This is a genomic window from Rhodanobacter sp. FW510-R10 (assembly GCF_058781105.1).
Genome location: NZ_JBYSWL010000001.1, coordinates 1,473,045 through 1,492,548, shown reverse-complemented (window position 1 = coordinate 1,492,548; position 19,504 = coordinate 1,473,045). Strand labels below are relative to the sequence as shown.

Below are 19,504 nucleotides of genomic sequence, written 5' to 3'. Positions count from 1 at the left end.
TAGCGGCATGCGGCCGCAAATCTTGAGTCGGTGGCGGCTGCCGCACGGTCACCATGGGCTGCGCCCACGCGCCTGCCGGGCGACTCACGGCGGGCTCCCGGCGGCCGACAGGGCAGACAGTGCCTCGCGCATTTGCGGACTGTTGGCGATCGCCGTGATCTTGGCCGCGTAGGCCGGATCGGTGGCGTAGCCGCCACGCACCAGCGCATGGGCAAAACCGGCGACGTTCTCGCCCTTGCCCAGCGCGCCCGCGTAGCGCGGGTTGCCCTTGAGCAAGTCGGCATAATCGGCGAAGGACGCGGCGAGGGAGTCGTAGGCGCGGAACTGGTCGCGCCGGCGCACGGCTATGCCGTTTTCGTATTCCAGGGTCGGCACGCTGACGCGGTCGCCGTCCCAGCTGCTGCCGGCCTTGATGCCAAAAAGGTTGTTGCTGCTGCTGCCGTTGCCATGGCTGGGCAGATGTTGGCCCCAGCCGGTTTCCAGTGCAGCTTGCGCCAGCAGCGCACGCGGCGAGACGCCGAGCTTGGCCGCCGCGGCGCGCGCATGTGGCGCCAGGGCGCGAACGAACGCGGTCGGATCCCCGTCGGGCAGCAGCTTGGCCGCCACGCTGGCGGCCCCGGCCACGCCCTGGGCCACGCTGCCAAAGAGGCCGCTCTGGCCTGCCGCCCCCAGGGTGTCGAGCAGGCCCGACCAAGGCGAGGGCCCGCCATCGGCCGCGCCGGCGGCATCGGAAGCAGCCCCCAGGATGCCGGCTGCGCCTTCGGCATTCGCGCCCCCGGCGGCGGGAGCACCCAATTGCAGCAGTGCACGCACATTGGCGTTGGTGATCGCGGCCGTGTCCGGCAGGGGCATGCCGCTTGCCGTCGCGTCCGCTGGCGGGGCGACCGGTTCCTTGCCGCCCAGTTGGCGGATCAGCATCTGCGCGATGCCGAGCCCATTCTTGCCGTTGGCCAGGGTCAGCGCGAGTTGATGATCGGCCATGTCCTGGTAGCTGTTGCCGGCCTCACTGTCGGCGTAGCCGCTGCCGATGCTGGCATTCGCCTCGCGCATCGACTTCAGCATCATTTGCGTGAAGATCGCCTCGAACTGCTTGGCCACCACGGGCAGCGCGGCCTTGCCACCGTCGCTGCGCGCCTGCGCACGCAGTTGCGCGAACCCAGACAGGTTGGTCCAGGTGTCAAGCGCGGGCGCGTTGGCGTTGAGCGTGGTCATGGGCGGCGGACTCGGGTTCAGATCACGACCAGTTGCGCGTGCAGCGCGCCGGCCTGTTTCAGCGCCTGCAGGATCGAGATCAGGTCGCTCGGAGTCGCGCCGACCTGGTTCACGGCGCGTACGATGGAATCCAGGCTCACGCCCGGCCCGAACTTGAACATGTGCGCGCCGTCCTCACTGATTTGCACGCTGCTGCTCGGCACCACCGCAGTCTGGCCGCGGCTGAACGGCGCCGGCTGGCTGACCATCGGCTGCTCGCTGATCGTGACCTGGATTGCGCCATGCGCCACCGCCGCGGCAGTGACGCGCACGTCCGAACCAATCACCACCGTACCGGTGCGCGAATTGACCACCACTCGCGCCGGCGCATCCCCAGGCTGCACGTCGATGTTCTGGATCGCGCCAAGCCAGGCTACTTTCTGCGCCGGATCCTGCGGGCCGCGCACGGACACCGAGCCGCCGTCGACCGCGCGTGCGGTGCCGGCGCCGTAGGCATTGTTGATCGCCGTGGCGATACGCCCGGCCGTCGTGAAGTCGGCAGTGTTGAGGTTGAGCATCAAGTCGCCGCCGCTGGAGGCAAATGACGAAGGTACGGTGCGCTCCACCGAGGCGCCCTCGGGAATGCGGCCGCTGGCAGAAATATTCACCTGCACACTGGAGCCGCTCTTGCCTTGCGCGCTCACGCCGCCCACCACCACGCTGCCTTGCGCCATCGCGTAGACGTTGCCGTCGGCGCCTTTCAGCGGCGTCATCAGCAACTGACCGCCACGGATGCTCTTGGCATTGCCGATCGAGGCCACGGTCACGTCAATCGTCTGGCCAGGCTTGGCGAACGGCGGCAGGTCGGCCGTAACCACGACGGCGGCGGCGTTTTTCAACTGCGGCCGTGCGTTTGGCGGCACGGTAATGCCGAACTGCTGCAGCATGTTTTCCAGGCTTTGCGTGGTGAACGGCGCCTGCGTGGTCTGGTCGCCGCTGCCGTCCAGGCCGACCACCAGGCCGTAGCCGATCAACTGATTGCTGCGCACTCCGCCCACCTGCACCAGGTCACGCACCTTGTCAGCGTGCGCCGGCCAGGCGACGAGCAGCGCCAGGACCACCACCAGCGCCATGCCGAGCTCGCGCCAAAGCCCGCCCGCGAACCGGGTGCGGGCTCCCACAAAAGGCAAGAACACGGTGTTCATCAGAATGGCATCCACTTGGAATTGAAGAAACGCGAGAGCCAGCCGCGCGTATTCGCATCGGCCAGCGTGCCGCGGCCCGTGTAGCCGATGCGCGCGTCGGCGACACGCGTCGAGGGCACGGTGTTGTCCTGGCCGATGTCCTGCGGGCGGACGATGCCGGAGATGCGCACGAGCTCCTGGCCCTGGTTGATCGTCAGCCACTTCTCGCCACGGATCAGCAGGTTGCCGTTGGACAAGCGCTGCGCCACGGTGACCGTGATCTGGCCGGTGAGCTGGTTGCTCTGGCTGCTCGATCCACTGCCATCGAAGCTGCGCTCGCCATCGAGGCCGATGTCCGCCACCTTGCCGCCGACCTTCAAGGTCCTGCCCAGCAGGGTCGGGGCGCCAATGTTGGCCTTGTCGGTCTTGGCCGTGGTGGTGGACGCCTTCTTCGTGGCCTGCGTGCTTTCGACCAGCACCACGGTGAGGATGTCGCCGGCACGGTGCGCGCGTGGATCGTTGAAGAGCTCCATGCCTTGGGTGTCGTGGTAGATCGCGCCGTCGGATGCCCCGGCCTGGAGGGCCGGCTCTGGCGGCGGCGTCGGCGCCCATTGCGCGTCGTCGCCGCGCACACCCGGCCCGCCCGCACAGCCGCCAAATACGGCGAGTGCAGCCAGCAGGGCGGCCAGGCGAAGAGTGTTGCGCATCATCGTGGTCCTTACGTATTGTGGGTCAGGTACTGCAGCATCGAATCGGCGGCCGACACCGCCTTGGAATTCATTTCATATGTGCGCTGCGTCTGGATCATGTCGACCATCTGCTCGACCACGTTGACGTTGGAACTTTCCAGGGCGCCCGCGGCCAGCGTGCCGAGGCCGTTCAAGCCCGGCTGGCCAATCTGCGGCGAGCCGCTGGAGGCGGTCTCGACGTAAAGGTTGTTGCCCGTGGGTTGCAGGCCCGCCGGGTTGATGAAGTCCGCCAGCTGCAGCGTGCCGACCTGCTGTGGCGCCGCCTGGCCGGCGACGCTGACGCTGACCGTGCCATCGTTGCCGATCGTGATGCTTTGCGCGCTGGGCGGCACGGCAATCGTCGGACTGAGCGCGTAGCCATCGGCGGTGACGATCTGGCCGTTCTGGTCCAGGTGCAGCGAGCCATCGCGGGTGTACGAGATCGAGCCGTCCGGCATCGTCACCTGCAGGAAGCCGCGGCCCTGGATCGCCACGTCCAGCGCGTTGCCGGTCTGCTCGATGTTGCCCTGCGTGAACAGTTTCTCGCTGCCGACCACGCGCACGCCGGTGCCGAGCATCAGCCCGGACGGGGACTGCGTCTGCTCGGTGGTCTGCGCCCCGGGTTGGGCCAGGTTCTGGTAGATCAGATCCTGGAACGAGGCGCGCGAGCTCTTGAAACCGGTCGTGTTCGCGTTCGCCAGGTTGTTGGAGATGACATCCATGCGCGTCTGCTGCGCATCGAGTCCCGTCTTGGCTACCCACAATGAGGAAAACATCGGCTTGCTCCGTAGGGACGTCTTGGCGTCCGTTGGGTGATGGGAATCAGGTGACCTGCAGCAGCTTGGTGGCAGCCTGCGCGTTTTCATCCGCGCCTTTCAGGCCACGCACCTGCAATTCGTACTGGCGAGAGAGTTCGATCATCTGCACCAGCATCTTCGAGGGGTTGACGTTGCTCGTTTCCAGCGCCCCGGACTTGATGCTCACCGTGGGATCCGCATCTGCCGTGGCGCCCCCGGCCAGGTGCATCAGGCCATCGGCGCCCATGCTGAGCTGTCCGGCCGGCGGATTGACCAACTTGATGCGGCCCACCGCCGACACGGTGTTTGGCGTCTGGCCCATCGGGATGGCCGAGATCGTGCCGTCGCTGCCGATCGACACCTGGGTGCTTTGCGGCACGCTGATCGGCCCGCCGTCACCCAATACGAGGTTGCCGCGCGCGTCGGTGAGCATGCCGTCGGCAGTCATGCGCAAGTCGCCGGCGCGGGTGTAGCCCTCGCTGCCATCGGCACCCTGCACGGCAATCCAGCCGTTGCCTTGCACGGCAAGGTCCAGCGGACGGCCGGTGTCGATCTGGCCGCCCTGGCGCAGGTCGACGCCCTCGCCGAACGCGACGCCATTGACGCGCGTGGCCAGCCCCGGTCCCTGTACCGTGAGCGGTTGGAACGCGGACATCTGCGCCTTGAAGCCAACCGTGTCGGCATTGGCCAAGTTGTGGGCCACTTCGGCCTGCGCCCGCATGGTCTGCGTGGCGCCGGTCATGGCTACATACATCGAACGATCCATGGCTACCTCGGTGTGTCGATTGCCTGGTGCTGCGTGTCTTCAACCAGTCGCTGGATCCCCGCTTTTGCGGGGATGAGTTCGCGCTACGCTTCATTCCTCTTGCCTGGATCCCCGCTTTTGCGGGGATGAGTTCGCGCTACGCTTCATTCCTCTTGCCTGGATCCCCGCTTTTGCGGGGATGAGTTCGCGCTACGCTTCATTCCTCTTGCCTGGATCCCCGCTTTTGCGGGGATGAGTTCGCGCTACGCGCGAACTCAATTGCGCATGTTCATGACGGTCTGGGTCAGCTTGTCGTCGGCGGAAATCACCTGCGCGTTCGCCTGGTAGTTGCGCTGCGCCTTGATCAGGTTGACCAGGTCGGCCGTCAGGTCGGCAGTGTTTGACGCTTCCAGTGCGCCGGACTGCACCGCGCCGTACATGCCGGTGCCGGCCGCGCCCATGACCGGGACGCCGGAGTCATACGATGCCGCCCAGTTCGTGTTGTCGAGCTGCCGCAGGCCTTGCTGGTTCGCGAAACGCGCGAGCGCAATCTGCCCCAGTGAGGTCGTCTCGCCGTTGGAGAATTTCGCCTGCACGATGCCTTGGCTGTTGACGTCGATGCTGGAGAGGATGCCGGTCGGATAGCCGTCGGGATTGATCGCGGTGGCCGCATAGGCATTGCCGAACTGCGTGGCCTTCGTCATGTCCAGCGTCAGCGTCAGGGGATCGGATCCGGGGCTGACGGTCATCGCCGCGAATGCGAGTTGGCCGGTCGCCGGCGTGGCCAGGGCACCGGTGCTGGTGAAGCTGATCTGCTGCGCGGCCCCCGCAGAAACGCCATCCACGTACAGGTTCGCGTTCCAGGTATTGGCTGCCGCGTCCTTCACGAAGTACACCACGCCGGTGTGCGTCGCACCGAGCGAGTCGTACACGGTGAACGGGGTGGACTGGTTGTAGCTCAGCGCGTCCGCCGGATCGAACGGATTGGCCGGGGCGGTCGCGTTCGAGGGCAGGTTCAAGGACATTGCGACCTTGCTCGTGGCTTGCGCTGCGTTCTGCGCGGTGACCAGCTGCAGGTCGGCCAGGGTACTGGTGTCGAACGTGCCGCCGTTGGTCGGCGGATAGACCTGCAGGCGCTGGCCGTTGGCGTTGGTCACGTAGCCATTTGGGTCCTGGCGGAACGCGCCGGCACGGGTATAGGAGAAGCCCGTGGCATCGCGGATCGTGAAGAAGCCATCGCCGCTGATCGCGAAATCCAGGCTGTTGTTGGTGGTCTCGATGTTGCCGGCCTTGAACTGCTGCGCCACGTTGGTGAGGCGCACGCCGCTGCCGACCTGGCTGGAACTCAGGTTGGGACCAGCCGAGTTGAACAGCTCGGCAAACTCCACGCGCGAACCCTTGAAGCCTGTGGTCCCGGTGTTCGCGATGTTGTTGGCGGTGACCTCGAGGTCCTTGGAGGCGGCATTGAGTCCGCTGAGTGCAATGTTGAAAGCCATGAATGATTCCTCTTGCGTGGAGTCCCTCGCGGGCCCGTAGTGGATTGCGTCAGTTGACCTGGGCGACCTGGCTGAGCAGGGCGCCGCCGAAGCCGGCGACATCGAGATACACACCGTCGCCGGTCATGCCGACGCCGTTGACCTTGCCGTTGACATACGTGCTGATGGCCGTACCGCCGGCCTGGGCCTTGAGCCCATACACGCCGGCCGGAGCAGCCGCGCCATCGTCGCCGGTACCATCCCAATGGAAGGCCGCCAGGCCGGTGCCCGGCGTGCCAAGGTTGATCGTGCGCACGACGCTGCCGGCGGTGTCGGTGATCTGCACCAGCACCTGGCCTGCGCCATCGGGTACGTTCACGGCGCCATCCATGCCGCTGGCACCCAGCGTCCCGGCAGCCGAAGGCACGGTGACATTGCGCCCGACCATGCTGCTGGCCTGGAGCATCTGGTTGCCCTGCAAGGCCTTGGACAATGCATCGAACGAGCCTTGCAAGGACTGTGTCGCCGACACCTGGCTGATTTGCGCGAGCTGGGTGACCATTTGCGAGGAGTCCATCGGCTGCGTGGGATCCTGGTTCTGCATCTGCTGCATCAGCAACTGCAGGAAATCCGACTGGGTGATGGTCTTTTGCGCGCCCGCGACCGCGGCCTGTCCCGCGCTGGCGCCGACAGCTGACACGTTCATGCTTGATACCTCATGGGTTGCGGAGTGCTCACGGCTGGTCTCCTCACTTGCCGAGGTCCAGGGTCTTTTGCAGGAGCTGGCGGGTGGAATTCATCACCTCGACGTTGTTCTGGTAGGAGCGCGAGGCGGAGATCATGTTCACCAGCTCGTCGACTGGATTGACGTTGCTGGAGTAGACGTAGCCGTCGGCGTTGGCGAGTGGATTGCCCGGCTCATAGCGGCTCGGAATGGCGGCCTGGCTTTCGGTGACACCGGCCACGCGCACCCCTTCGGCCTGCGCCTGGTTGGCCAGGCCCACGCGCTGCTGGACGGCGGCAAACAAGGGTTCGCGCGAGCGGTAAGCCGCCTCCGGCGTGCTGGCCACGCTGTCGGCGTTGGCAAGATTGCTGGCTACGGTGTTGAGGCGCACGGACTGTGCCGCCATGCCCGATCCCGCGACATTGAATATGGTGAACAAGGACATCAGCCCTGGCCTCCGGTGATGGCGGTGCGCAACATGCGGATCTGCGCGGTGATGAAGGACAGGCTGGCCTGGTAATGCACGCCATTGGCGGCAAAGGCGGCCTGCTCCACCTGTTCGTCGACGGTGTTGCCATCCATCGTGGGTTGGTTGGGGACGCGGTACTCGAGTGCGCCCTGGGCTGCGCTGACGCGACCGATCTGGCCGGGAGTCGGCGCCGCCAGGCTCACGCCATTGGCGCTACCGGCCCCGCTGGCGGCAGCCAGGACCTTGGAGAAATCCACGTCCCGGGCCTTGTAATTCGGGGTGTCGGCATTGGCCAGGTTGTTCGCCAGCACTTCGCTGCGGCGCTGCCAGACATCCAGTGCCTTGGTGTGGATACCAAAAAGATTGTCGGGGATCATGCCTTTCGCCTCGTATCGCGCGGTCTCGCCGCACGCTCACCGAGGCAAATTGCGTGCCACGGGCTCAAACCCGGTGCCAGGCTTGGCTTGACGAGGACTGGCGGCTTTGCGCCGCGGCCACACGCGCTTGGCCGGGACGGTTTGTTGACGCCCGCCAGTGAATGCGCCTGATGGCCCCAGAGCCGGAGCCCATCTCGCTCCAAGCCTTTCCCCAGGCAGATCCATGGAGAAGAAGCTTGACTGCGCGGATCGCGAGATGGCATGCGGATTGCTTCAGTGGGTTCGCGGTGCTTGGTGATGCACTGCCAAGCCAGCCGCAACGACGAATCCTGGAGCCAACGATTAGCCATGACCTCGCACGTGCCCATGCCACCGCAACACGCCAGCCACGCCTGGACAGCGGGCCGTTGCCCCGCCCCGGCAGGCCCGCGCTGCTGGCATGCACCAGGCCGCATGCCACGCTCGCTGCGCCAACGCGTGCAGCGGGTGACGATGGACTTGCGCGCCGGAAGCCGCACACGCGTCGGGCATTTGACGGCAAGTGCCGCCAGGATCCCGACAGGGAGCACCCGCGCCCGGCGCACAATGAATGATTGGCCGTGGACATTCCGCCTACGCACCCTCGTCGTGCCCTTGCTGCTGGCATTGCTCTGGGCAAGCGGCGCCGACGCGACCGCGCCCGATGCCGCTGCCAGCGCACAGGCCGCCGCCGAACAAGCCGTGCGCGAGCACTTCACGCTGCCCGGCAACCGCGTCGAGGCCAGCGCGCGCGCGCTCAATCCAAACCTGCACCTGGCGCCTTGCCCGCTCCCGTTGGAGGCACGACTGGGCAGCTTCGCCAAGGCCACCCCGCAACTCGCGGTCACAGTGCGCTGCCCAGCGGAAGGCGGCTGGAACATCCGTGTCACCGTGCAATTGCACGTGTTCCGCAAGGTACTGGTCGCGGCGCGCCCGCTGCTGCGCGGCGATGGCCTACGTGCCAGCGACGTCCGCAGCGAGGAGCGCGACATCACCCGCCTTGGCTACGGCTACCTCGACCATCTGGACCAGGCCGGCGGACGGGCTCTCGCCCGCAACATACCGGCCGATAGTGTGCTGACCCCGGCAGCGCTCGGCGGTCGGCGCATGGTCCGTGCCGGCGACCAGGTGCAGATGGTGGCCCAGATTGGCGGTATCGAGGTGCGCGCAGCCGGCGTGGCGCTCGGCAGCGGCGACAATGGCGCCCGCCTGCGCGTGCGCAACACGGCATCTGGCAAGGTCCTCGACGGCATCGTCCTCGCTCCTGGCCAGATTGGCGTGCTGCCATGAACCCGTCCACTCCGCGATCCACGGGATTCTCTGGCCGCTCCTCGGCTAAAGATTCCGGGCTGGCCGCCGATGACGCCAGCACAGGGCCACAAAACGCAGTGAGAGCAGACCCATGACAACCAGCATTTCAAACAACGCCCCACCGCCGTTCACCCCGGCAGCGGGCAGCATCGGCAATGGCTCGACCGCGACCGCCGGGGCGCAAGCCAACCCCGCCGGAGCCAGCGGCAAGGCAGACGACCAGGTCAAGCTGACCGACTCGGCGCGCGCCCTGCAGCAGGCAGCGCAACCGGGCGATGGTGCAGTGATCGACCAACAGCGCGTCGAGCAGATTCGCAGGGCGCTGGCCGATGGCACCTACACCATCAACGCCCGGCACATTGCCGAGCGGATGCTCGTGCTGGAGCAGCAGCTGCACGGCGTGGACAAGGCATGAGCCAGCAGGCGCCAGAGATGTTGCGCGATGCCTTGCACGCCGTGTCCACGGACATGCGCGAGGCCTTGCACGAACTCACCCTGGTGCTGGAAGCGGAATGGCACGCGACCCAGGAGCGCGACGCCGCGGCCTTGAACAGCGCCGGCGCGCGCAAGCAAGCGCTGCTGCGGCGACTCGAGGCGCTGGATATCGAGCGTCGGCACTTGCTGCGCGCCGAGGTCACGGCCCCCGCGATACGCGATCCGGAGTGGACGCAGATCGAACAAGCCCTGCGCGCCTGCCAGCAGCTCAACCAGCGCAACGGCAAGCTCGTCAACCGGCACCTCAGCCAAGTGCGCGATGCCTTGTCCATCCTCACGGGTGGCGGCGACGGGCGCCTGTATGACCAGGCCGGCAGCGTCCACCCCAGCCTGGGATCACACGCCCTGGCCCGAGCCTGATTAAACCCCGCGTGCCGCACGCCGGCCACGGTGCATCCGCAATGCCATCGACCACAACAATGAAAATCGCCGACCGTTACTCTGACCATCCTGTTCTCGAGCCGCTGCCCAATGACCTTCAGGCCAGCTCGCCATTGCCTGTTTTCCGCACCCCGATGCTGGATGGCAACCGTCAGCTATTCGCCTATGAAATCCTGTTTCCAACCCTGGCCGAGCAACCGCAAGACCTGCCGCAGCGCGTACTCTCGACCATCACCGATGGTGCGCTGACGCGGCTGTCACGCGGCAACCGGGCGTTCGTGAACCTGCCTTCGGAACTCCTGCGGGAAGGCTCCGACGTGCTGCTGCACCAACCTCGCCTTGGGGTGGTGATGCAGGCGGAGATCGCCAATGACCCGGCGCAGATGAAGCTGGTCAAGCAGATGGCCCAGCGCGGTTGCCAGATCATGATCGACGCCGGAGATTCACCGCTGGGCGACAGCCTGGCCGTGGAAGCCTTGCTGCAAACCGCGCAGTTCGTGCGCCTGGATGCCGATCGGCTGTCGCCGGAGCTCATGCGCGAGCGCAGCTCGCAGCTGCATGCGCGCGGCCTTGGGGTCATCGCCGGCCAGGTCAACGAACACACCACCTACCAGCGTTGCCTCGAGCTGCCGCTGCAGGCGATCCAGGGCCGTTACCTGCTGATTCCGCAGCCGGTGGAAGTCCCTGCGGTGCTCTCGGCCAACCGCCTGAGCATGCTGCGCCTGATAGCACTGCTTGAGGAAAGTAATCCGGGTCCGGTGGAAATGGGCAAGATCGTACGCGACGACGCCGTGCTCAGCTACAAGCTGCTGAGCTGCGTCAACTCCGCTTACTTCGCCCTGCCCCGGCAGATGAAATCCATCGAGCAGGCGGCGATCTTCTTCGGCACCACGCGCATGCGCAACTGGATCAACACGATGCTCATGTGCACCATGGACGACCGGCCGCCGGAATTGCTGCGCGCTGCGCTGATCCGCGCGCACATGTGCGAAGGCCTGGCTGCCAGCATGCCGCGCGGCTCCAGCGAAACCGCATTCACCGTGGGCCTGTTTTCGCTGCTGGACACTTTGATGTGCGCGCCAATGGAGTTCCTGCTGACCCAGCTGCGCCTGAGCCCGGACATCAGCGACGCGCTCACCGGTCGCGGCGGTCCGTTCAGGCCGTTGTTGCAGGAGGTCCTGGCCTGGGAAGCTGGTGCACTGAACAGCGGCAACACCTCGCCGCAGCGCATCCGGCGCATGGCCACGGTGTACCTGGAAGCCACGCAGTGGGCCGACCAGGTGTTCAGCGTGGCGGGCAACAGCCGCGTGGCCGCCAACTGAAATCAAAAACCGGGGTCAGAGTGCGCTTTCGAGGCGTTGACCTCGCGCTCGCCAATACCGGCATCGAAAGTGGACTCTGACCCCGCTCTTCACACGCGGTAGTGCCATTGCCAAACCGAAAGCAGCACGCCCGCCAAGGCCAGCCCGGCCCACCACATGGCATTGTGTAGCTCATGACCGGCCCAGACCGTGGCGGCCACCGCGCCCACGACCAGCGCGCCGAGGCCGACCGCCAACAGCAGGTCGCTCCAGCGTTGCCGGCGCAGCGCCGACTGACTTGCCGCCACCATGGCCTGACGGCGCACAGTCAACAAGGTGAAGGCGCCGAAGATCGCCAGCAGCACGCTCAAGGCGCGCTTCCAGCCCACCGCATCCGGGGCCGTGGGCAGATCCGGAAACAGCTCGTGTACGCGCACGTCACCGATGGCGACCTGATAACCCTGGCCGTCCGCCGTACCCTGGGCCGGCACCAGCTGATCGTCCTCCAGGCGCGCCACGACTGTCATCAGGCGCGGCGGCACTTCGTCCCAGCTCACCCGCACGTCGCCCAACTGCGGGTCGTCGGTACGCTGGCTGGTCTGCAGATAGTTGCCCTGGCGCACGAAGCTGGCTGCCAGGTTGGCCGGCAAGGCCGCCAGGTCCGGCACCACCATGGCCGCGCCAGGCAGCGCCCGGCGGATCACCGGCGACAATCGCAGGCTGCCGATCTGCACCACCGGCGCCTCGAAGCGCTGATCTGGCAGCGGCAAGCCGCGCGGATTGACATGCCCCTGAGGTTCGCGGAAATCGCGGTCATCGATCCAATGGTCGGCCCAGTCCAGCTCGTACTGCACGTTGGCCCCAAGTTGCACCTCGTGCCACTGGAACATCTCCACGTGCCGCGACAGGGTCGGCGTGGCGACGCTGAGGTTGAACTCCGGATCGCGCGCCGGCTCCGCCACACGCGGGATTCCCACCACCCGCACCATGTGCCCGTAAGGCACCGTGCCCGCGACCGCATCCTGGCCCAGGTCGATCACTTGCCCGCCATGCAGTGCGGAGACCATGTCGAACTGCAATACGGCGCGCGCTGTCACCGCCGCCAAGGCCACACCGGCAAATATCAGCACCGCGCCCAGCACATTCAGCAGCAAGGCGCGCAAAGTCACCAGCACATGCCAATCAGCCATGGACATCGATCCAACGAAGGACCCACTGGAGCCGAAGTTGGCGCACCGGGGGTGGCCCGGCCGGCGTGCAGCATGCGGCCGGGACCAGGGCCCGACCCTTGTTACATCTGCACAAAGCGGAATGTCGCTCCAGTCGGCTTGAGCACGTCGGCCACGCGCGCTTCGTCAGCCTGGTCGCCCACGAACAAGACGATGACGTTCTTGAACGAGTTCGGCTTGGCGCTCTGGAACGCGGCAATCAGCAGATCGGCCGTCGTGGTCGAGTCCGGGCCGGCGAAGGCCAGCAGGTTGCCGCCGGTGACACCGCGGCTCACGACTTCCTGCACCGCTTCGAGCTGGCGCGCGTTGTCGGCCTTGGCCTCGTCATTGACTGGCGCCTTGACCATGTAGGCAAACGGCTGGGCGGCGGTCATGCCCTCCATGTTCTTCACCACGATCGGCCCGAGGTAGGCGTTCCAACCCTTGGTATCAGCCGGGTCGGTCGGCTTGACCGGCGCAGCCTGTGCGGCATCGGCCGCCGGCTGGGCAGGCTGCTTGTTGCACGCGGTCAGGGTCAGGCCGGTCGCAAGGACCAGGGCCACGAGGAGAATGAATTTACGCATGATGATCACCTTCCAGTTCGGTTTTTTTGTGGAATCCCATTTGACCGCTTTGCCAACGTTGACGCATCGCCTGCTGTACCGCCGGATGCACAAAGCTGGAAATGTCGCCGCCGAGGCGCCCAATCTCGCGCACCAGGGAAGACGAAATGAAGCTGTACTGCTCCGCCGGGGTAAGAAACAAGGTCTCGGCCTGCGGAATCAAGTGGCGATTCATGCTGGCGAGCTGGAACTCATATTCGAAATCGGACACGGCGCGCAAACCACGCAGGATCACGCCGGCCCCGATCTGCTCCACAAACGTGGCCAACAGACAATCGAAACCGTGCACTTGCACGTTCGGCAGGTCGGCAACCGCCAACCGCGCCAAGGTGATGCGCTCGTTCACGCTGAAGTGTGGCCCCTTGCTGGAGCTGTCGGCCACCGCCACCACCACCTTGTCGAAAAGCGGCGCCGCGCGCGTGACCAGATCCGTATGACCGTTGGTGATCGGATCGAAAGTGCCGGGGTAGACGGCGATGCGCGGGTTGCTCAAGGTGTTGCTCGCAGGACGAAGATTGCTTCCCCGGTGTCAAGCTTAACGGAAGCGGCTGCGTTGTTGGAGATGCTGGCGGCCCGGCACCGCCGCTTTGCGCCAACCTGCGCACCCTGACCGCTGCCAGCGGCGTCGCGGCGGACCCGCCCCTTCAGGCTTGCATCAAGGCGTAATGCACCACGCCGGCACGGCCCTCGCGGTGCACCCGCCAGCTCGGTGGCAACGCCGGGGGCACGGCGCCCGGCCATTCCACGTAGATCCTGGCGCCGGCTGCCAGCCAACCGCCGGTCTCAAGCTGCCGGGCCAACACCGCCCACAAGTCGAGCGCAAAGGGCGGGTCGAGGAACACCACGTCATATGCCCGTGGTGGGTCTCGCAGCCAGGTCTGCGCATCGGCCACCACCACCTCGCCGCTCACGCCCAGACGCGCGAGGTTGGCACGCAATGCCTGCGCCAGGCCCGCGTCGCGTTCGACGAAGCTCACCGCGGCGGCTCCGCGGGACAACGCCTCGATTCCCAATGCGCCGGTGCCGGCACACAAGTCCAGGCAGCGCGCCCCGGCAATGACCGGGGCCAGCCAGTTGAATACGGTCTCGCGCACGCGTTCCGGGGTCGGCCTGAGGCCATCGACGGACGGCACCGACAAACGCGAATTGCGCAGGCTGCCACCAACGATGCGCACACGGCCGGGGCGCACCTGACCGGGCTCCTCAGCGCGCATGTCGGGCGCACCAGGGCGCGTCAGCGAGGAGTGTGGATGGGAGTGTTAGCATCCCGGCATTGTCTCGGAATGCCCTGCCCATGCTCAAGTTCTGGAAGGCGAAAGCGCCGCCCGCATCGGCCCAGCAGCTGCCTGCCGATCCTGCCGCAGTCGACAGCGGGATTCCCGGCGTGCGCGAGGCGCTGAGCCAGATGCCGGCGCCCGTGCCCGAAGAGCGCCAGCGCTTCGTCGCTCCCGACCTAGACCCACCTGTCGCCGCGCCAGGCCAGGGTGTGACCACCGCTTCCGGGCCCAGCGACGACGCCGTAGCCGGCGCACGCCGCAGTTGGCGCGAACGCCTGGCCGGCAGCGGCTTCTCACGCACTTTGACCTCGCTGTTCGCGCGCAATCCGCCGCTGGACGACGAGCTGCTGGATGAGCTCGAAACCATCCTGCTCACCGCCGACGTCGGCGCCGCAGTCAGCGCCGAACTGGTCGAAGACCTGCGCAAGCGCGTGCTGCGACGCGAGTTCGCCAACGCCGCTGCACTGCTGGGAGCGCTCCGCACGGCCCTGGTCAAACGTCTCGCCGCGGTGGAGGTGCCGTTGCAGATCACCGCCAGCAAGCCATTCGTGGTGCTCATGGTCGGGGTCAACGGCGCCGGCAAGACCACCACCATCGGCAAGCTGGCCAGGCGCTGGCGCGATGAGCAGCGCGCCGTGCTGCTTGCCGCCGGCGATACGTTCCGCGCCGCGGCGGTCGAGCAGTTGCAGGCCTGGGGCGCGCGCAACGACGTACCAGTCATCAGCCACGGCCAGAATGCGGACGCCGCGAGTGTCATCTTCGACGCGCTGCAGGCGGCACGGGCACGCCATATCGACGTGCTGGTCGCCGACACCGCCGGCCGCCTGCACACGCAGGGCGGCCTGATGGACGAGCTGGCCAAGATTGGCCGTGTGCTGAAGAAACTCGATCCCGAGGCACCACACGAGGTACTGATGGTGGTCGATGGCACCACCGGCCAGAACGCGATTCGCCAGGTGCGCCAGTTTCGCGACAGCGTCGGCGTCACCGGCCTGGTGGTGACCAAGCTCGACGGCACGGCCAAGGGTGGCGTGTTGTTTGCGCTGGCCCGCGAATTCGGCCTGCCGATACGCTACGTCGGCCTGGGTGAGGCGGCCGGCGACCTGCGGGTGTTCTCCGCGCAGGCCTTCGTCGACGGCCTGCTGCCGGCGACCTTGAGCGCCAGCAAGCCCGATGGCCCCTGACGCGCAGGGCGCCCGCGGCTGGCCCATGTCGCGCCGGCTGCGGCTCATACTGCTGATCTGTGGCGGCATCGTGCTGGCGGCGCTACTGACCTTGGTGGTCGTCGTCTATTTGCTGCTGCAACCCGAACGCTTCACCAGCATGCTGCAGTCCCAGGCGCAAAACATCGGCCTGGAGCTGCACCTGGCCGAACCCGCCAGTCCGTCACTGTTTCCCAGCCCGGCGCTGGAGCTGCGCGGTATCACCCTGAACGCACAGCGCGCCACGACGCCGATCCTCCTCGCCGCGCGCGGCCGCCTGGCTTTGCCCTGGCGCACCCTGTTCGGTGGCCCGACGGTGATTTCGCAATTGCAGATCGAGGCGCCACGCGTGGACCTGGATGCGTTGCAGGCCTGGCTGGACGAACTGCCGCCGAGCAAGCCCGGCAAGGTCCTGGACATCCCGCGCATCGATACCGGCGTCAGCATCCGCCGCGGCAGCATCGTGCGCGGCAACTCGCTGCTGCTGAGCAACCTCGACCTGGAAGCCGGGCACCTGGTATCCGGGCAACCATTCCCACTGCAGCTGTCCGCGCGCACGCCGTCCGGCCTGCCGCTGACCCTGCGCCTGTCGTCCACCCCGCGCATCGACGGCGGCACGCTGGAACTGCAGGACATCGCCCTGCACCTGGAGCAGGGCGCCCGTCTGGCCATGAGCCTCGGCGGCAGCGCCCGCTGGAACGGCGCGGCACACAGCGCCGCCAACCTCGCCGGCACCCTGGACGAAGCCGACGCCGGGCAATACCGGATTTCACTACAGCTCACACCGGCCAGCGCCACGCAGCCCTCGCTGCTGCTGGCGAAACTCGATGGTCCCGGCAACCACGCCAACGTCGAGCTGCCACCCCAGGAGTTCGCGGCCTGGTGGGGCCGCGTCACCAACAACGACGACCCGCAGCTTGCCTTGCCGCCAGGCCGCGCCGACATCCGCATCGACAAGCTGCAAACCGGCAGCGTGAGCGTGCGCGGCCTGAGCATCACGACCGTCGCCGATGAACCAGCCGCCTCGGCCAGTGCCGGCCCCGCTTCGGCCGCAAGCGCCCCGAAGTCACCGCAAGCCGCAACGCCGGCCCGGCGATGACCGATCCGTTCGCGGCCCGGCTGCTGCGCTGGTTTGATCGGCACGGGCGCAGGGACCTGCCCTGGCAGCGTACCGATACTTCCGGCCGGCGTGACCCCTACGCGGTCTGGCTGTCCGAGGTGATGCTGCAGCAGACCCAGGTGCGCACGGTGGTCGACTACTTCGAGCGCTTCGTCGCCGCCTTGCCCACGGTGCGCGCTTTGGCCACGGCCAGCGAGGACCAGGTGTTTGCCCTGTGGTCCGGTCTCGGTTACTACCGTCGCGCTCGCTTTGCGCACCAGGCCGCGCAAATCTGCGTGCGTGATCACGGCGGCGACCTGCCGGCCGACTTTGCCGCCCTGGTTCTGCTGCCTGGCATCGGCCGCTCCACCGCCGGGGCGATCCTGGCGCAGGCGTACGGGCAGCGCTGGCCCATCCTGGATGGCAACGTCAAGCGCGTCCTGGCGCGCCATCACGGCGTAGCCGGCTATCCTGGCGAGGTCGCGGTCGAGAAGGAACTCTGGCGCCACGCGGACCTGCACACCCCGCAGGCGCGCGTCGCCGACTACACCCAGGCCATCATGGATCTGGGCGCCACCATCTGTGTGCGCGAGCGGCCCCGTTGCGTGCAGTGTCCCTTGGCCGCGACCTGCGTGGCCTATTGCGAGGGTCTCACCGCCGCCTTGCCCACCCGTCGCCCGGCCCGCAGCATTCCCACCCGCGCCACCTGCATGTTGGTGCTGCGCGACGCCCAGGGCCGCGTGCTGCTCGAACGCCGCGGCCCCAACGGCGTCTGGTCCGGCCTGTGGAGCCTGCCGGAAGCGGACTCCGCTGACGCCGCGCGCTCGCGGGCAAGGCAATATGCGCAGGTCACGGGCGACGAGCTGCTTGCCGGCTTCACCCATGCCTTCACCCACTATCGTCTGCAGGTCACGCCGCTGCTGTTTCGCTGCAACGTGGCAAGCACTGGCGTCGCCGATCACCCGGACCTGCGCTGGTGCGCCGCCGACGCGCTGGAGCAATTGGGCCTGCCCACGCCGGTGCGCCGGCTGTTGTCGCGCATCAACGACGCGGGAGCTGCGACCGCGGCAAAATGAGCGGTGGCGTAGCGAGCGCCAGCGTCCCCACGAGGAATCCCGGAATGAGTCGTACCGTCCATTGCGCCCTGCTCAAGACCGAGGCCGAGGGCCTGGAGTTCGCGCCCTGGCCCGGCCCGCTCGGGCAACGCATCTACGCGGAGATTTCCAAGCAGGCCTGGCAGCGTTGGGTCGCGCACCAGACCATGTTGATCAATGAATACCTGCTCAATCCGCTGGAGGCGAAGGACCGCGCCTACCTCACCGAACAGATGGAGCGCTTCCTGTTCGAAGGCGAAGTCACCTACCCCCCGGGCTACACCCAGGCCCACCTCACGCCCGAGCCTTCGGCTTGACGTCGCCGCGCGCATTCGCTGTAATGCGCGGCTCACGCGGCGCAAAACCGCGTACTTGCCAGGCCCTGGCCAGATAGCTCAGTTGGTAGAGCAGAGGACTGAAAATCCTCGTGTCGGTGGTTCGATTCCACCTCTGGCCACCATTACTGTAATGCCCCCTTGCAGTACGTGACTGCATGAGCTCGTGCGGTACCACTGCACGCCCTTTGTCGACGCGCGCGCCCAGCCGCATTACCGGCCCGCCCCTAGTCCAGCATGGGAATGCTGCCGCCGATCGGGAGCACGGGCGGATTGGCGGTCACCGTGTCGGGGTATTTGAGGCCGGTGCCGGTGTTGAGCACGAGGACCTCTTCGCTGCCGTCCAACCAACCGCTTGCCCGCAGCTTGGCGACGGCCGCCAGGGTGGCCGCGCCCTCGGGGCAGAAGAACGCACCATCCCGGCGGGCCACGTCGGCCAGTTGCTCCAGGAGCGCCGCATCGCTCACGGCCACCGCGCAACCCCCGGTCGCGCGGATTGCCTCGAGCATCAGGAAATCGCCAATTGCCGAGGCGACATTGATGCCGAAGGCCACGGTCTTGGCGTCCTGCCAAGGCTCCGCATGGTCCGCGCCTGCTTCGAACGCGCGGACGATTGGCGCGCAGCCTTCCGCCTGCACCGCGACCAGCCTGGGCAGCTTCTCGCCGATCCAGCCCAGCTCCTGCAGCTCGCACAGGCCCTTGTAGATGCCGATCAGGCCGACGCCGCCACCCGTGGGATAGACGATCACGTCCGGCACTCGCCAACCCAACTGCTCGGCAATCTCGAAGCCCATGGTCTTCTTGCCTTCGAGCCGATAGGGTTCCTTCAGCGTCGATACCGGGAACCAGTCACTGTCGGCAACGGCCCGGCCCACGATCGCGCCCGCGTCCCCGATCAAGCCGTCGACCAGATACAGCCGGGCGCCGGTGACGGCGCATTCCTTGCGGGCGATTTCCGGCGCCGCCCTGGGCATGACGATGAGCGAGGCCATCCCAGCCCTTGCGGCATAGGTGGACCACGCCGCGCCCGCGTTGCCGTTGGTGGGCATCGCGATGCGCCGGATGCCGATCTCCCTGGCGCGGGAAACGCCGACTGCCGCACCGCGCGCCTTGAACGAGCCGGTAGGCAGGGTACCCTCATCCTTCACCACCAGGTCCGGCACCCCGATCTTCCGACCATGCCGCGGCAAGCCGAAAATGGGCGTCATGCCCTCGCCCAGGGAAACGACGGCGTCGCTCGAGGCGACCGGCAGCAGCGCGTGGTAGCGCCACAGCGTGGGCGGGCCGGCGGCGATGTCATCGCGCATCACCTCCGCGCGGACGGCAGCCAAGTCATACCGGGCGAGCAGCGGGGAGCCGCACGCACACAGCTTTTGCGACACGCCGGCGTCGTACCGGCGCCCATCCTTCGGGCATTCGAGATCGGTGAGATAGCTGAAACGCATGGGGAACTCCTGGGTGGTTGATGGC

Annotated in this window: 22 protein-coding genes and 1 tRNA gene; 9 read left to right on the top strand and 14 right to left on the bottom strand. The window is 67.1% G+C overall.

The window, feature by feature from the left end:
* Window positions 1-84: 84 nt before the first annotated feature.
* From flgJ to flgB, 9 genes are all read right to left on the bottom strand, one after another.
* The gene (flgJ, locus tag AC3WJB_RS06250; protein ID WP_492679761.1) at window positions 85-1,212 is read right to left on the bottom strand and encodes a flagellar assembly peptidoglycan hydrolase FlgJ; all 1,128 of its coding nucleotides are present in this window, start codon (window positions 1,210-1,212) and stop codon (window positions 85-87) included.
* 17 nt (window positions 1,213-1,229) lie between these two features.
* The gene (locus tag AC3WJB_RS06245) at window positions 1,230-2,324 is read right to left on the bottom strand and encodes a flagellar basal body P-ring protein FlgI (RefSeq protein ID WP_492683103.1); all 1,095 of its coding nucleotides are present in this window, start codon (window positions 2,322-2,324) and stop codon (window positions 1,230-1,232) included.
* Window positions 2,325-2,395: 71 nt separating this feature from the next.
* Window positions 2,396-3,082: a flagellar basal body L-ring protein FlgH gene (gene flgH, locus AC3WJB_RS06240; RefSeq protein ID WP_492679759.1), complete on the bottom strand. Its 687-nt coding sequence runs from the start codon at window positions 3,080-3,082 to the stop codon at window positions 2,396-2,398.
* An 11-nt stretch (window positions 3,083-3,093) separates the two neighbouring features.
* Complete coding sequence (gene flgG / locus AC3WJB_RS06235) at window positions 3,094-3,879, bottom strand: flagellar basal-body rod protein FlgG (protein ID WP_492679757.1); 786 nt, start codon at window positions 3,877-3,879, stop codon at window positions 3,094-3,096.
* A gap of 46 nt (window positions 3,880-3,925) precedes the next feature.
* Window positions 3,926-4,666, bottom strand: a complete 741-nt coding sequence (gene flgF, locus AC3WJB_RS06230; protein WP_492679755.1) for a flagellar basal-body rod protein FlgF — start codon at window positions 4,664-4,666, stop codon at window positions 3,926-3,928.
* A gap of 254 nt (window positions 4,667-4,920) precedes the next feature.
* The gene (gene flgE / locus AC3WJB_RS06225) at window positions 4,921-6,141 is read right to left on the bottom strand and encodes a flagellar hook protein FlgE (RefSeq protein WP_492679753.1); all 1,221 of its coding nucleotides are present in this window, start codon (window positions 6,139-6,141) and stop codon (window positions 4,921-4,923) included.
* Between the two features lie 49 nt (window positions 6,142-6,190).
* Window positions 6,191-6,826, bottom strand: coding sequence for a flagellar hook assembly protein FlgD (locus AC3WJB_RS06220; protein WP_492679751.1), 636 nt, complete (start codon window positions 6,824-6,826; stop codon window positions 6,191-6,193).
* 43 nt (window positions 6,827-6,869) lie between these two features.
* Window positions 6,870-7,289: a flagellar basal body rod protein FlgC gene (flgC, locus tag AC3WJB_RS06215; RefSeq protein ID WP_492679749.1), complete on the bottom strand. Its 420-nt coding sequence runs from the start codon at window positions 7,287-7,289 to the stop codon at window positions 6,870-6,872.
* Window positions 7,289-7,690 carry a flagellar basal body rod protein FlgB gene (gene flgB / locus AC3WJB_RS06210; RefSeq protein WP_492679747.1) on the bottom strand — a complete coding sequence of 134 codons (402 nt, stop codon included), beginning with the start codon at window positions 7,688-7,690 and terminating at the stop codon, window positions 7,289-7,291. The genes flgC and flgB overlap by 1 nt, the downstream gene beginning before the upstream one ends.
* A gap of 585 nt (window positions 7,691-8,275) precedes the next feature.
* On the opposite strand from flgB, the gene flgA reads away from it, so the two are divergent.
* The 4 genes from flgA (at window position 8,276) to AC3WJB_RS06190 (ending at window position 11,217) form a co-directional block, all read left to right on the top strand.
* Window positions 8,276-8,998 (top strand): flagellar basal body P-ring formation chaperone FlgA, encoded by a 723-nt coding sequence (gene flgA, locus AC3WJB_RS06205; RefSeq protein ID WP_492679745.1) that lies wholly within the window; start codon window positions 8,276-8,278, stop codon window positions 8,996-8,998.
* A 112-nt stretch (window positions 8,999-9,110) separates the two neighbouring features.
* A complete protein-coding gene (flgM, locus tag AC3WJB_RS06200) occupies window positions 9,111-9,434 on the top strand; it encodes a flagellar biosynthesis anti-sigma factor FlgM (protein ID WP_492679743.1) in 324 nt (107 codons plus the stop codon).
* On the top strand, window positions 9,431-9,874 hold the full coding sequence (locus AC3WJB_RS06195) for a flagella synthesis protein FlgN (protein ID WP_492679741.1): 444 nt from the start codon (window positions 9,431-9,433) through the stop codon (window positions 9,872-9,874). The genes flgM and AC3WJB_RS06195 overlap by 4 nt, the downstream gene beginning before the upstream one ends.
* A gap of 59 nt (window positions 9,875-9,933) precedes the next feature.
* Window positions 9,934-11,217, top strand: coding sequence for an EAL and HDOD domain-containing protein (locus AC3WJB_RS06190; protein ID WP_492679739.1), 1,284 nt, complete (start codon window positions 9,934-9,936; stop codon window positions 11,215-11,217).
* Window positions 11,218-11,306: 89 nt separating this feature from the next.
* On the opposite strand, the gene AC3WJB_RS06185 is transcribed toward AC3WJB_RS06190, so the two are convergent.
* From AC3WJB_RS06185 to rsmD, 4 genes are all read right to left on the bottom strand, one after another.
* Complete coding sequence (locus AC3WJB_RS06185) at window positions 11,307-12,386, bottom strand: TMEM43 family protein (protein WP_492679737.1); 1,080 nt, start codon at window positions 12,384-12,386, stop codon at window positions 11,307-11,309.
* A gap of 101 nt (window positions 12,387-12,487) precedes the next feature.
* Window positions 12,488-12,988, bottom strand: coding sequence for a hypothetical protein (locus AC3WJB_RS06180; RefSeq protein WP_492679735.1), 501 nt, complete (start codon window positions 12,986-12,988; stop codon window positions 12,488-12,490).
* Window positions 12,981-13,520, bottom strand: a complete 540-nt coding sequence (gene coaD / locus AC3WJB_RS06175; RefSeq protein WP_492679733.1) for a pantetheine-phosphate adenylyltransferase — start codon at window positions 13,518-13,520, stop codon at window positions 12,981-12,983. Before coaD ends, AC3WJB_RS06180 begins: the two co-directional genes overlap by 8 nt.
* 151 nt (window positions 13,521-13,671) lie before the next feature.
* On the bottom strand, window positions 13,672-14,241 hold the full coding sequence (gene rsmD, locus AC3WJB_RS06170; RefSeq protein ID WP_492679731.1) for a 16S rRNA (guanine(966)-N(2))-methyltransferase RsmD: 570 nt from the start codon (window positions 14,239-14,241) through the stop codon (window positions 13,672-13,674).
* 80 nt (window positions 14,242-14,321) lie between these two features.
* Here rsmD and ftsY point away from each other — a divergent pair, with 80 nt between their 5' ends.
* The 5 genes from ftsY (at window position 14,322) to AC3WJB_RS06145 (ending at window position 18,159) form a co-directional block, all read left to right on the top strand.
* Window positions 14,322-15,488 carry a signal recognition particle-docking protein FtsY gene (gene ftsY, locus AC3WJB_RS06165; RefSeq protein WP_492679729.1) on the top strand — a complete coding sequence of 389 codons (1,167 nt, stop codon included), beginning with the start codon at window positions 14,322-14,324 and terminating at the stop codon, window positions 15,486-15,488.
* Window positions 15,478-16,605 (top strand): AsmA family protein, encoded by a 1,128-nt coding sequence (locus AC3WJB_RS06160; protein WP_492679727.1) that lies wholly within the window; start codon window positions 15,478-15,480, stop codon window positions 16,603-16,605. The genes ftsY and AC3WJB_RS06160 overlap by 11 nt, the downstream gene beginning before the upstream one ends.
* Window positions 16,602-17,681 carry an A/G-specific adenine glycosylase gene (gene mutY, locus AC3WJB_RS06155; protein WP_492679725.1) on the top strand — a complete coding sequence of 360 codons (1,080 nt, stop codon included), beginning with the start codon at window positions 16,602-16,604 and terminating at the stop codon, window positions 17,679-17,681. Before AC3WJB_RS06160 ends, mutY begins: the two co-directional genes overlap by 4 nt.
* A 44-nt stretch (window positions 17,682-17,725) precedes the next feature.
* A complete protein-coding gene (locus tag AC3WJB_RS06150; RefSeq protein WP_492679723.1) occupies window positions 17,726-18,016 on the top strand; it encodes an oxidative damage protection protein in 291 nt (96 codons plus the stop codon).
* 67 nt (window positions 18,017-18,083) lie between these two features.
* Window positions 18,084-18,159 (top strand) — tRNA-Phe (locus AC3WJB_RS06145).
* Between the two features lie 102 nt (window positions 18,160-18,261).
* On the opposite strand, the gene AC3WJB_RS06140 is transcribed toward AC3WJB_RS06145, so the two are convergent.
* Window positions 18,262-19,479: a threonine synthase gene (locus AC3WJB_RS06140; RefSeq protein ID WP_492679721.1), complete on the bottom strand. Its 1,218-nt coding sequence runs from the start codon at window positions 19,477-19,479 to the stop codon at window positions 18,262-18,264.
* Window positions 19,480-19,504: the final 25 nt, after the last annotated feature.